Below are 12,698 nucleotides of genomic sequence, written 5' to 3'. Positions count from 1 at the left end.
TGCCTACCATGCGCCCACCCGCAGCCGCCCCGAGCGCCGCCCGCATCCTGGTCGTCGAGGACGACGACACCATCGGCCGCCACCTCGAAACCGGACTGCACGGCACCGGATACACCCCCACCTGGATCCGCACCGGCACCGCCGCCCTCACCGAGGCAGCAGAGTCGACGTACGACGTCCTGCTCCTGGACCTGGGCCTGCCCGACATGGACGGCCTCGACGTCGCCCGCACCCTGCGCGCCCGCCACCCGGGCCTGCTCATCGTCGTCCTCACCGCCCGCACCGAAGACATCGACATCATCGCGGGCCTCGACGCCGGAGCCGACGACTACCTCGTCAAGCCCTTCACCATGAGCGTCCTGCTCGCCCGCCTCCGCGCACACTTGCGCCGCCGCACCCCCACCACAGTGTCCGAACAGCCCCGCCACCTCGGTGATCTCGTCCTCGACATCACCGCCCGCCGCTGCACCCTGCATGAGCACGAAATCGCCCTGCGCCCCAAAGAGTTCGAACTCCTCGCCCTCCTTGCCCGGCACCAAGGGGACGCCGTATCCCGCGAGACGCTGATGGCCGAGGTCTGGGACGAGAATTGGTTCGGCTCCACCAAAACGCTCGATGTCACGATGGCCGCGCTGCGCCGCCGGCTCCTCGACGCCGCCGACTCCACCGCGGGCTCGGCCCGGCTGCCGCACATCACCACACTGCGCGGACACGGCTATCGGCTGGAGCAAAACTGAAGACAACTGCCTGCGGCGACTAAGTTGAATGTCAAGAGGAAGGCTGACTACGCCGAATTCAGTGGGTCGGCATCCGGCCGCGGGCACGTACCGTCTCGCCCAGGCTCGATAGCTCCTTTCGGTATGCGGAAGACCGTCCTGCGCTCCGGGGTGGACCACAGCCGGGAGCGGCGGGCACCGTCCTGTGCCCGCCGCCCTCGGATAGGTCGGTACCTCTCTTTCGGTCAGTGTGGTGCGACGGCGCCCGCTTCGACCTCTGCTTCGACCTCGGTCTCGGTCGGGGTCTGGTGCTTAGGTGCCTTGGCTGTGACCATGAGGCCCGCGACCAGTGCGGCCAGGAGGGTGAGGCCGACTGCCCACCAGTAGGCCGCGGTGTAGCCGTGGACCTGGCCGTGTTCGGTGAACTGCTTGGCCTGGTCGGAGGCCGGGCGGCCGGTCTGACGGGACGTGATGTACGTCGCCGCCGAGGTGGTTGCCAGGGTGTTGAGCAGGGCTGTGCCGATCGAACCGCCCACCTGCTGGGAGGTGTTGACCGTCGCGGAGGTCACGCCCGCGTCCTTCGGTGCGACGCCGACCGTGGCGGTGGCGAAGACCGGCATGAAGGTGAGGCCCATGCCGAGGCCCATGAGCAGCAGTGCGGGCAGGACGTGGGTGGCGTACTCGGACTCCACTGTCAGGTGGGTCAGGACGTACATACCGCCCGCCATGAGAAGCGCGCCGGGCACCAGCAGGTTGCGCGGTGCGGTGTGGTGCAGCAGGCGGGCGGCGATCTGGGTGGAGCCGATGATGACCATGATGGTCAGCGGCAGGAACGCCAGGCCGGTCTTGACCGGTGAATAGCCGAGGATGCCCTGCATGTAGTACGTCAGGAACAGGAACAGCGCGAACATGCCCATGGCCGCGAGGCTCATCGTCAGGAAGCAGCCGGCGCGGTTGCGGTCCTTGAGGATGCGCAGGGGCAGCAGGGGGTGTTCGGCCCTGGCCTGCCACCACACGAAGGCCGCGAGCAGCACCGCGCCGCCCACGAGCAGGCCGAGGACCAGGCCGTCGCTCCAGCCTCGCTGTTCCGCCTCGCTGCAGCCGTAGACGATCGCGACGATTCCGCCGCAGCCGAGCAGTACGCCGGGCACGTCGAGCCTGGAGGCGCGGTGGCCCGCCTTGTCGTGCAGGAACTTCAGAGCCCCGGCCACCGCGATCGCGGCGATGGGGATGTTCACGTACAGGCACCAGCGCCAGTTCAGGTACTCGGTGAGCAGGCCGCCGCCGATCAGGCCGATCGCGCTGCCGCCGGCCCCGATCGCGCCGAAGACGCCGAAGGCTTTGCCGCGTTCCTTGGGGTCCGTGAAGGTCGTCGTCAGGAGCGCGAGTGCGGACGGCGCGAGGAGCGCGGCGAACACGCCCTGCAGGGCGCGGGCCGCGAACAGCGTGCCGGAGCTGGTGGCCGCGCCGCCGAGCGCGGAGGCGGCGGCGAAGCCGACCAGGCCGATGAGGAGGGCCCGTTTGCGGCCGATCAGGTCCGCCATGCGGCCGCCGAGCAGCAGCAGTCCGCCGAAGGCCAGCGTGTAGGCGGTGATCACCCATTGCCGGTTGCCGTCGGACATGCCGAGGTCGGCCTGGGCGGACGGGAGGGCGATGTTCACGACCGTCGCGTCGAGGACGACCATGAGTTGGGCCAGGGCGATGAAGACCAGGCCCCACCAGCGGTTGGGATCCGCTTTGTTGGTGGTGGAGGTGTTGTTGGGTGTAGAGGCGTTGTTGATGGACACGCGGGTGCTCCTTGCTGAGGCGTCAACATGACAGCAAGCAGGCCGAGCGGCCTCGACGAGCGAGAGCCCACACGGGCGCACCACGCCTTCACGAGGAAGCGGGCGCGGGGTATGGACTGGGGCACCGGTAATGGCATCCGGCAGGCGCGCGCAGATAGCGCGGCGAAAGCAGAGGGGATGCTTACACGGTGCGCAGCGAGGCTCGCTCGGCGCGGGCCGGGGTCATCAAAACACTCTTTTCTAGGGCGCGAGGCCCAGAGACCGGACGGAACTAAGGCACATCCGGTATGCGATCTAACGTACGCAAATAACCATAGCCTCATGTTCGCCTCGGCGCCAATGGCCCTTTCGGCCGAGACGCAGGTCAGCCCTTCCCTCGGCCATCCGCGCCGATCGGCCGAGCGGCCGAACCGGCGCATCCAGGCGGTGACCCGGCCATGGCAGCTGGGTGGTTCGCACAGGCGTGGAACAGGCTGCCCGGGGGGTGGGGGCCCGGCGGGGTTCGTCGCGGGCAAGCGGCCCTCCGGCCCCGCCGGGCCCTGCGCATGCGGTGGTTCGTGGACACGCCTGTGCCGCGCATGCTCGCGCAACGGCCGTGCGTCCTAGGGCGTGTCTGACGAGTCAGTGAGGATCTGGGGCACGGTCGGTCTTGGCCCTGGCGGGAATACGATCGCTCGCTCGGGTGATTGGAGGGTTGGGATGTGTCCTGCGCGTGCGACCGGGGAGGTCGGGTGACGTACCACCCCATCCCTTGAGCGAAGGAGCGCGTCATGCGTCCACGTCAAGCCGTCGCCGTTACCGCCTCTATGGCGACCCTGCTCCTGACCGCGTCCGCCATGGCACCGGTTGCCATCGCCGACGCCGCCCGCGGGCCACTGGCGACCTTCAATTGCGCCGGCTCGATCAACGTGAACGTCCACCCCGTCAACGGCGCCGTCGACGGTAAGAGCGCCGGCAACTTCCGTTGTGCGACGCCGGACGAGTCCTTCCCGGCCCAGCTGACCATCTCCGGCTCGGTGACGGGCAGCGGTGGTCTCTTTTTCGAGACGAGGACCACTGACAGCCTCAAGCGGACGGACACGGGACAAGCCCTCCAGTTCACGATCGACCGCCGCTTCGACCGGGACACCACCGCGGCATCCGGCAACGCCACCGAACGCGGCGCCAGCGGCCAAGCACGGGACTCCGGGACCGGCACGTTCGGTACGGGGACGAACCTGGTGACGTTCGTCATCACCAATAACTACATGCTTGACATCACCACGTGACTGCTTGAACCTCGTGGCAACTGCCCGGTTGATCTTCAACTTCCCGATCAGTCGTGCCACTTCGTTCCTGCGGGTGTAGCGGGCGGGCCTTGTCGGAAGCTGGTGGGCCCGAGCCGGTGCGGGCGGCCGGACGTCGCTGGACGGTCGAGGAGTCCTTCCAGCGGCGGCAAGGGCTGGCGGGCCTGGACGAGCACCAGGTCCGCCGATGGACTTCCTGGCACCGCTGGGTCACCCTCGCGATGCTCGCCCACGCCTTCCCGGCCGTCACCGCGGCCGCCGAACGCTGCGACCATCCCGCGCCCGACGGCCTGATCCCCCTGCCCGGCAACGAGGTTCAGCACCTGTTCGCCGCGCTCATCAGCCCCGCCCGCGACCTCGCGCACTACCGACGGCAGGCAGCCGCTCAGCCGCGAAGACCAAACGTCGTCTTCGTTCCGCCGCCGAGACCACCGTCCCGGCCTACGGTGGAGGTATGGCCGGACGGGGGCGCCGGTGCGCGCAGTGCCATGAGCTCCATGCTCGCCGGGGTGCTGGAGTTCCAGCGCGACATGATCTCGGAGAACACCAAGGAAGGCGTCGCCACCGCCGAAGCCGCCGGCAAGACCCTCGCCAACCACCTCCGCACCGCCGCCGACAAGGCCGTCCGCCAGGCGCTCGCCCCCGGCCACCATCCGCCGCGACCAAATCAGCAAGATCACGATCTACGGCTGGAGTACTAGGAGATCGACAACGTCGGGGAGGTAGAGCCGCGCAACCAGCCCCGGAGTCACCGCGTGAGCCACCTCCCTTCCCGCCTGAACGTTCTGGGGCGGCGACGCCAGCCTGCCTCGAAACCGGTCAGCAGCTCATTGATCTTGGCCATGCGATCGTCCGGAAAGTCGACGAGCCGATCGCCCACGGAACAACCGATCCGCCCTCCTTCACTGTGGTCGCCGACCGCACCATCACGTCACGCTCATCACAGCCCCACGAAGACGAGACGGGCGTGATGCGCCGTAGTCCATCGCCATCGGCTCCTGTGCATCCTCATACAGCTAGCCGTCGTGCTCGTCTTGGAGCATGTGGCGACGTTCCTGTTCGCGCTTGGAGTAGGCGGCCGCTCGGATTGCTTCGTCGCTCTCCAAGCCTGATCCCAGCGCGCCACCCACTGTGGCAGTCGAAGCCACGAACCATGACAACGTCCAGTAGTCCGTTGTGGTCAACGGATTTCGTGTCATGGAAGCGAACACTTGGTCGTTGAGGATGAACAGCGCCCACACAAAGTTGATGACCATCAAGCCCACGTAGCAGACGAGCACCCCGATACCCACGGTCAGGACAGTCGAGCCGTTGTAGAGTCTCGCCCTCTGCCTCGCCTCCGGCGAGCGCTGTGCTGAGCGATGCCAAAGCTGCGCGTCTACGATCAGCCAGCCGATCATGAGCGCGACGGACCCGACCGTGGCGATGACGAGACGTGGCACGCTCAGAGATTCGGCCAAGCTCCAGACGGTGGAGTTCACAGTGGCGACGGCTCCCGTGGCGAGTGCGGCCGCCAGGGCTTTCGAAAGGCCCGGCACCAACCGCCACGGCCGGTTGGCGCGAACCATACCGAGGAGTACCCGTAGATGGCCGCGCGGCCCGCTGATGACGTAGCGGAGATCAGCGCTCTCCTCCTTGCCGACCGGGCTCGGATGAAGGGGTGTGAGACGTCCATCGACGGATTCCAGATGCGGCTGGCTTCGTGGAGGCCCCTCAGGCCCGGCGGGCTGCGCGCCCGCCAAGCCAAGCACGGCTTCTTCCACGGCCCGGCGGGCCCTCGTCTGTAGCCGGAAGCCCCCCAGCGAAGGCAGTGACAACAAGAGCAACCCGTGTTCGTGGCTCATGGTCGCGACGAGCTTGCGGCCGTGTGAGTACAACGGAAGGTCGGTGAGGGCGACGACGATGTCCCAATTCTCCGCACTGCCACGGTCAATGATCCGGCGCATCAAAGTGGGCGGGTCCTCGGTCCCTGAGGTGAAGGGCTCACTGATCACTTCGAGGTGGAACCGTTGCCCCTGGCCGGACTTGTCGGCGAGCCGGGCAGGAAGGGCCCGAGCCATGCGCTTCGCAATCTCGGTCGGTGCGTCCGGATCCGCCAGGAGAGCCACGACCATCACGCTTTGGGACGACGCTTGCATGGTGGACCCTTCTGGCCGGCTGTCTCCGCGATGACAAGGGCTCACAGGATGCCCCCGGGCAAAGTCGACGCTTCGACGACACGCTGTCCCGTGTGCACGGCGGCGTGTTCGCCACGGCGGCGTTCCGCCCCGCAGCCGCACCCCTTACGGGCAGACTTCGCTCGGGTACTCCGCACCGGTCGGCTGATCATCTGCCCGGCACCGCGGATGGCGTCATTCGCACCTGTTGTGCTGGTTGCTGAACCGCCCACCTGGAGAGTCCGGCGGAGACAAATCAGCGCCGGGCCACAGACCGGCCTGTCACCGGCCGAGGCGCCCTTCGGGGCGGACCAGGTTGCCGGCCTTTTCCCGGTGCTCGTGCACGAGGCGGATCGCCATGGCACCTTCACCGGTGGCCGAGGCGACTCGTTTGACCGAGCCACTCCTGACGTCGCCGGCTGCGAAGACCCCGGGGAGGCTGGTTTCCAGCAGCAATGGACCACGGCCGAGCGAGTCCCACCGCGTCGTCTCGGCAGCAGCCCGGGCATCCGCCCCCGTCAGGACGAAGCCCTTCTCGTCCAGGGCGAGCACGCCCCTCAGCCATTCCGTGCACGGGCGGGCCCCGATGAATACGAACAGCGCGGCGGCCCGCAGCGCGCGGCGCTCACCGTTTGCGTTGTGCTCGACGCTCAGCGACTCCAGCTTCTCCTTCCCGGAAACGCCTCGGACCTCGGTGTGGAGAAGTACCTCGATCTTCGGGTGCCGTTCCACCTGGTCCACCAGGTAACGCGACATGTCCGCGTTGAGGTCGCTGCCCCGGACGAGGAGGTGAACTCTGGATGCGTGATGGGCCAGGAACAGCGCCGCCTGTCCAGCGGAGTTGCCCCCGCCGACCACGGCGACCGGGTCCGCCTGGCAGAGACTGGCCTCGTGCACGGTCGCCGCGTAGTAGACACTGATGCCTTCCAGCCGGTCGATGCCGGGCACCTCGAGCCTGCGGTACCAGACACCTGAGGCGAGTACGACGGCACCGGCCCGGATCTGGGACCCGTCGGTGAAGGCGACTACGTACTCGTCATCCTGCGGGATGAGCTTGTTGACCTGGGCCGGCACCATGAGGCGGGCACCGAATTTGTGGGCCTGGAGCACCGCGCGTTCGATGAGCTCGCCTCCGGAGATGCCCGACGGGAAGCCGAGGTAGTTCTCGATGCGTGACGAGGTGCCGGCCTGGCCCCCAGTGGCCACAGCATCGACGGAGACCGTAGTGAGGCCGTCGGAGGCGCCGTACACGGCGGCGGCGAGTCCCGCCGGGCCGGCGCCGACCACCAGCACGTCGCACTGCGCGGCCTTCGGCGTGGGGGCGGGCAGCCCGATGAGCCTGGCGAGTTCGGCGTTGCTCGGATTGCGCAGCACCCGCTCGCCCTTCCACAGGACCACCGGAGTTTCCTCGGGGCGGATGGAGAAGCGACGCAGCAGCGCCTCAGCCTCCTTGTCCCTTTCCAGATCCAGCCAGCGGTGGGGAAGCCGGTTGCGGGCAGCGAACTCACGCAGCCGCAGTGTGTCCCGCGAATAGCACGAGCCCAGGATGCGGAAGCCTGCGCCGAGGCCGATGAGCAGATACCGTCGGCCCAGGCAAGCGCGGAGGATCAGGTCACCCAGTACGGGGTCGCGGCCGACCAGGGCGCGTTGGCGCTCCACCGGTACCGCCAGGATCTCGCCCGCCTCACGCACCACGGCGGTGTCGAACGCTGCCTGCCCTTCCAGCATCCCCAGTTCACCCAGGAACCTGCCGGGCCCGTGTACCGCCACCGTGCGCTCTTCGGGCGTGCCGTGGTCCTGAAGGATCTCGACGGTCCCGCTGAGGATGGCGAGGAACTCCCGGAACGGCTCGCCCTCGCGGTACAGCACCTCACCTTCCGTGGTCCTGCGGCGCTCACCGTGCGCGGTCAGGTCCTGGAGCTGTTCCGGTGTCAGGCGTGGGAATGCCCCGTATCGGTCCGGTGTCTCGTGGACCGCACCCTTCTTGTGCTGGGCGGCACTCATCAGACCATGGCCTCGTGGACGTAGCACCAGCGCCAGTCCTCTCCCGGTTGGAAGGACTGCACGATGGGGTGACCGGCGCTGCCCGCGTGCCGTCGGGCGTGTTTGAGGGGTGAGGAGTCGCAGCAGCCGACGTGCCCGCAGGTGAGGCAGAGCCGCAGGTGAACCCAGGGGGAATGCTCCTTGAGGCACTCCTCGCAGCCCTGCGGGGTACGCGGCGTCACTGGCCGCACCATTGCCAGGTGCGGATCCGGAATCGTGGCCATGACGTTCTCCTCTCGCGGTCTCAGGCGATCACGCGGAAGTCCCTTTCAGGGCCTGCTCGACCCACTCACGCAAGACGGGCGCGGGTGCCGCACCGGCCTGTCGGGCGATCGTCTCGCCCTGGTCCTGAACCAGCAGCGTGGGCACTGCTTGGACCTCGAACCGCCGGCTGAGTCCTGGGTTCTTGTCGATGTCGACCTTGACGAGCTTGATCCGCCCGGCGAGGTCGCGGGCGACCTGTTCGAGGGCGGGGCTGACCATGCGGCAGGGGCCGCACCAGGTGGCCCAGAGGTCGACGACGACAGGTTGAACGGCCTTGTCGGCGACTTCGGCGAAGTCGTCGTCACTCGCATCGACGACCCAGGGCAGCGGCTGCTTGCAGTGGCCGCATTTGGGGCGTCCCTCGGCGGCGACGGGAATGCGGTTGTCGCGCCCGCAGTGCGGGCAGGTCACCGTCGTCGTACGGGGGGTGTTCACGCCGCCCTCGCTTCCGGCGCCTCTTCCTGCCGGTCGTAGGTGACCACCAGCTCTCCGTGTTCGGCGTCGACGCGGACCGTCCCGCCGTCCTGGACGTCGCCGCGCAGAAGGGCGCGCCCGACCAGTGTCTCGACCTCGTGGGAGATGTAGCGCCGCAGTGGCCGGGCCCCGTACACCGGGTCGTAACCCTGGTGGGAGATCAGCTCTCGGGCCGCATCGGTGAGTTCTACGTCGATGCGGCGTTCCGCGAGCCGCTGGCGCAGTTCGTCGAACTGCAGCTCCACGATGCGTTCGATCTGCCGCTCGCCGAGCGGCTTGAACAGCACGATGTCGTCGACGCGGTTGAGGAACTCCGGACGGAAGTGTCCGCGCAGCTCGCCCATCACCAGGGCGCGGGCGTCAGGCTTGAGCTCGCCCTCGGCGGTGGCGCCGTCGAGGAGGTGCTCGGAGCCGATGTTGGACGTCATGATGATCACGGTGTTGCGGAAGTCGACGGTGCGGCCCTGTGCATCGGTGATGCGGCCGTCATCGAGGATTTGCAGCAGGGTGTTGAAGACGTCGCTGTGTGCCTTCTCGATCTCGTCGAACAGTACGACCGAGTACGGCTTGCGGCGTACGGCCTCGGTGAGCTGGCCGCCTTCCTCGTAACCGACGTATCCGGGAGGTGCGCCCATGAGCCTGCTGACGGTGTGCCGCTCCTGGTACTCACTCATGTCGAGGCGGACCATGTTCTCCTCGGAGTCGAACAGTGCCCGGGCGAGGGTCTTGGTCAGCTCGGTCTTTCCTACGCCGGTGGGGCCGAGGAAGATGAAGGAGCCGATGGGGCGGCGAGGGTCGCGGATGCCGGAGCGGGCGCGGATGATGGCGTCGGCGACGAGCTGGACGGCCTCGTCCTGGCCGACGACGCGCTCGCGAAGGATCTCGTCGAGGCGCAGCAGCTTGTCGCGTTCGCCCTCCTGGAGGCGGGCGACCGGGATGCCGGTCCAGGCGGCGACGATCTCGGAGATCTCCTCTTCGGTGACCACCTCGCGCAGCAACCGGTTCTGGCCCTGCCTGGTGGCCAGCTGCTCCTCCTCCGCCGCGAGTCGGCGCTCCAGGTCCTGGAGGCGGCCGTATCGGAGTTCGGCGGCGCGGTTGAGGTCGTAGGCGCGTTCGGCCTCCTCCGCGTCGTGGCGGACCTGCTCCAGTTCCTGGCGCAGTTCCTGCACACGCCGGATCGCCTGCCGTTCGGCCTCCCACTGTGCGTGTTTGGCGTCGGCTTCACCGCGCAGGTCGGCCAGTTCCCTGCGCAGCTCCTCCAGGCGGGTCTGGCTGGCGGGGTCGGTCTCTTTGGAGAGGGCGGCTTCCTCGATCTCCAGGCGGGTGACGCGGCGGGTGATCTCGTCGAGTTCGGCGGGCATGGAGTCGATCTCGGTACGCAGCCGGGCACACGCTTCGTCGACGAGGTCGATGGCCTTGTCGGGCAGGAACCGATCGGTGATGTAGCGGTGGCTGAGGGTGGCGGCGGAGACCAGCGCGGTGTCCTGGATCTTGACGCCGTGGAAGACTTCCAGGCGCTCACGCAGTCCACGCAGGATGGAGATGGTGTCCTCCAGGCTGGGCTCGTCGACCAGGACCTGCTGGAATCGTCGTTCGAGGGCTGCGTCCTTCTCGATGTGTTTGCGGTACTCGTCGAGTGTGGTGGCGCCGATCATGTGGAGTTCGCCGCGGGCGAGCATCGGCTTGAGCATGTTCCCCGCGTCCATGGCCCCTTCGGCGGCGCCCGCACCGACGACGGTGTGCAGTTCGTCGACGAAGAGCAGGATGCCGCCTTGTGCGGCCTTGACTTCGCTGAGCACGGCCTTGAGCCGTTCCTCGAACTCGCCTCGGTACTTGGCGCCGGCGACCAGGGATCCCATGTCGAGGGCGAAAACGATCTTGTCGCGGAGTCCTTCGGGGACGTCGCCGCGGACGATGCGCTGGGCGAGGCCCTCGATGATGGCGGTCTTGCCGACGCCGGGGTCGCCGATGAGGACGGGGTTGTTCTTGGTTTTGCGGCTCAGGATCTGGGTGACGCGGCGGATCTCGGCGTCCCGGCCGATGACCGGGTCGAGCCTGCCTTCCTTGGCTTCGGCGACGAGATCGCGGCCGTACTTCTCCAGAGCCTCGTAGGCCACTTCGGGGTTGGCGGAGGTGACGCGCTGGTTGCCGCGGACCTGGGTGAGCGCGCCCAGGAACGAGTCTTTCGTGATCCCGGCCTGGTTGAGCAGTCGCCCGGCGGCTGTTGAGGTCCCCTCTTCAGCCAGGGCGAGCAGGAGGTGCTCCACGGACACGTACTCGTCCTTGAGGCGTTTGGCCTCCCGCTCAGCGGCGTCGAGCAGGCCGGAGAGGCGCTGAGTGACGAAGACCTGGCCGGGTGCCGCACCGGGGCCGGTGACCTTCGGGCGGCGGGAGAGTTCCTCGCGCACGGCCGCAAGCAGTTCCTTCGGCTCGGTTCCGGCCGTTTGCAGCAGCCGTGGGATCAGACCGTCCTCCTGATCGAGGAGTGCGAGCAGGAGGTGTTCTCCGTCCACTTCGGTCTGCCCCATGCGGCCGGCCGCGGACTGGGCCTCCTGGAGGGCTTCCTGGGATTTCTGTGTGAGACGGTTCATGTCCATGGGGGTGTGTCACTCCTCATGCCGCGGCCGCGCAGGGCGGCTTCGAGCAGACTGATGCGGTCGAGCAGGTCGAGCACCAGGCCGATGGATGCGTAATTGAGGCAGAGCCCGGAGCGCAGCCGCTGGATGCGGGCAAGTACCGCTGGGGCATCGCGGTCGAAAACCAGGTGGCCCGAGGCGTCACGTTCGGCGTCGACAAGACCGAGGGCGACGAACCGGCGGACCAGCTCAGGATGGAGACCCGATCGACGGGCCACGGTCTCCAGGGAAAGCCTCGCTGCGGGAACGAGCGCATACCGGGCGGCTGTCGAGGCGGCGGCGACATAGGTGACCGGCTGTACCGGGCGGTCGCCTGCACTGGACCGGCCGATGCCTGCCGCTCCTGTGGGTCGGTCGTTCATGGCGTCCTCCTGGGGTCGAACGAGGAGGTCGCGGCGAGCTCCTCGAACAGTTCGCGCTCCCGGTCGCCAAGGGTGGGTGGCACCATGACGCGCAGTTCGGCGTACAGGTCGCCGTTGGCACCGCGCGGGTTCGGCATGCCCTCGCCGCGCAGCCGCAGCCGCCGGCCGCTGGACGAGCCGGCAGGCACGGTGACCTTGGCTGTGCCACCGCCGGGGGTGGGCACCGGCACGGTCGCTCCCAAGGCCGCCTCCCAGGGGGTGACCGGCAGCTGCACGTGGACGTCGCGGCCGTCCAGCCGGAAGCGGGGGTGGGCCTGGATACGCACTCGCAGGTGCAGGTCGCCCGCGGGCGCGGCACCACTGCCTCGCCCGCCCTCGCCCGCCAGCCGGATCCGCTGCCCGTCGGTGACGCCCGGCGGGACCTCGACCTCGTAGCGCCGCGGTTGCCCGGTGGGCCCGGCGAGTGTGACGGTGCGGCGGCCGCCCTTGTAGGCCTCCTCGACGGTGAGCGGCAGTTCGGCCTCCTGGTCGCCTCCTGGTACGCCTGCGGAGCGGGCGCCTGAGCCTGCGCCTGCGCCTGCGCCTGCGCCGAAGAGCGAGCCGAGCAGGTCCTCGATGTCCACGTCCTCGGCTGCGAAGTCATCGCCGAAGCCGGTGGTGTACCGGACGCGGGGGCCGCCCCCGCCTGCGGTCCGCCGGCCATGGAATCCGCCGCCCGCTCCGGCCGCGACCCGGTCGTCGAAGTCTTCGGGGATCTTGCGGAAGTCTTCGCCGAAGCGGTCGTAGCGTGCCCGGGTCTTCGGGTCGGACAGGACGCTGTATGCCTCGTTGAGGTCCTTGAAGCGTTCCTCCGCCGCCGGGTCCTTGTTGACGTCGGGATGGTGTTTGCGGGCGAGCTTGCGATAGGCCTGCTGGATCTCGTCCTGGCTCGCGGTCCGCGACACTCCCAGCACTTCGTAGAGGTCCCGTGCCAT

Annotated in this window: 10 protein-coding genes and 1 pseudogene; 3 read left to right on the top strand and 8 right to left on the bottom strand. The window is 68.5% G+C overall.

What is annotated here, in order from left to right; genetic code table 11:
* Positions 1-8: 8 nt before the first annotated feature.
* Positions 9-737, top strand: a complete 729-nt coding sequence (locus tag ABZ953_RS30260) for a response regulator transcription factor (protein ID WP_361730340.1) — start codon at positions 9-11, stop codon at positions 735-737.
* A gap of 224 nt (positions 738-961) precedes the next feature.
* Here the strand turns inward: ABZ953_RS30260 and ABZ953_RS30255 are convergent, their stop codons facing one another.
* Positions 962-2,503 carry an MFS transporter gene (locus ABZ953_RS30255; protein WP_361730337.1) on the bottom strand — a complete coding sequence of 514 codons (1,542 nt, stop codon included), beginning with the start codon at positions 2,501-2,503 and terminating at the stop codon, positions 962-964.
* A gap of 770 nt (positions 2,504-3,273) precedes the next feature.
* Between ABZ953_RS30255 and ABZ953_RS30250 the strand changes: the two genes are divergently transcribed.
* Positions 3,274-3,771, top strand: coding sequence for a hypothetical protein (locus tag ABZ953_RS30250; protein ID WP_361730334.1), 498 nt, complete (start codon positions 3,274-3,276; stop codon positions 3,769-3,771).
* Positions 3,772-3,887: 116 nt separating this feature from the next.
* Positions 3,888-4,133: pseudogene (locus ABZ953_RS30245) on the top strand (IS701 family transposase); the annotation flags it as partial.
* 672 nt (positions 4,134-4,805) lie between these two features.
* On the opposite strand, the gene ABZ953_RS30240 reads toward ABZ953_RS30245, so the two are convergent.
* The 7 genes from ABZ953_RS30240 to ABZ953_RS30210 all read right to left on the bottom strand — a co-directional run bounded on the left by ABZ953_RS30240 (position 4,806) and on the right by ABZ953_RS30210 (position 12,698).
* Positions 4,806-5,927, bottom strand: a complete 1,122-nt coding sequence (locus tag ABZ953_RS30240; protein ID WP_361730331.1) for a hypothetical protein — start codon at positions 5,925-5,927, stop codon at positions 4,806-4,808.
* 300 nt (positions 5,928-6,227) lie between these two features.
* Positions 6,228-7,949 carry an FAD-dependent oxidoreductase gene (locus ABZ953_RS30235; protein WP_361730328.1) on the bottom strand — a complete coding sequence of 574 codons (1,722 nt, stop codon included), beginning with the start codon at positions 7,947-7,949 and terminating at the stop codon, positions 6,228-6,230.
* The gene (locus ABZ953_RS30230) at positions 7,949-8,212 is read right to left on the bottom strand and encodes a UBP-type zinc finger domain-containing protein (protein WP_361730325.1); all 264 of its coding nucleotides are present in this window, start codon (positions 8,210-8,212) and stop codon (positions 7,949-7,951) included. The genes ABZ953_RS30235 and ABZ953_RS30230 overlap by 1 nt, the downstream gene beginning before the upstream one ends.
* Before the next feature lie 28 nt (positions 8,213-8,240).
* Complete coding sequence (gene trxA, locus ABZ953_RS30225; RefSeq protein ID WP_361730322.1) at positions 8,241-8,687, bottom strand: thioredoxin; 447 nt, start codon at positions 8,685-8,687, stop codon at positions 8,241-8,243.
* The gene (clpB, locus tag ABZ953_RS30220; protein ID WP_361730319.1) at positions 8,684-11,323 is read right to left on the bottom strand and encodes an ATP-dependent chaperone ClpB; all 2,640 of its coding nucleotides are present in this window, start codon (positions 11,321-11,323) and stop codon (positions 8,684-8,686) included. Before clpB ends, trxA begins: the two co-directional genes overlap by 4 nt.
* Positions 11,314-11,724, bottom strand: a complete 411-nt coding sequence (locus ABZ953_RS30215; RefSeq protein WP_361730316.1) for a chaperone modulator CbpM — start codon at positions 11,722-11,724, stop codon at positions 11,314-11,316. Before ABZ953_RS30215 ends, clpB begins: the two co-directional genes overlap by 10 nt.
* A complete protein-coding gene (locus ABZ953_RS30210; protein ID WP_361730314.1) occupies positions 11,721-12,698 on the bottom strand; it encodes a J domain-containing protein in 978 nt (325 codons plus the stop codon). Before ABZ953_RS30210 ends, ABZ953_RS30215 begins: the two co-directional genes overlap by 4 nt.

This window comes from Streptomyces sp. NPDC046465 (assembly GCF_040646035.1).
Classification (GTDB): Bacteria; Actinomycetota; Actinomycetes; order Streptomycetales; family Streptomycetaceae; genus Streptomyces.
This window is presented reverse-complemented; position numbering and strand designations above follow the sequence as displayed.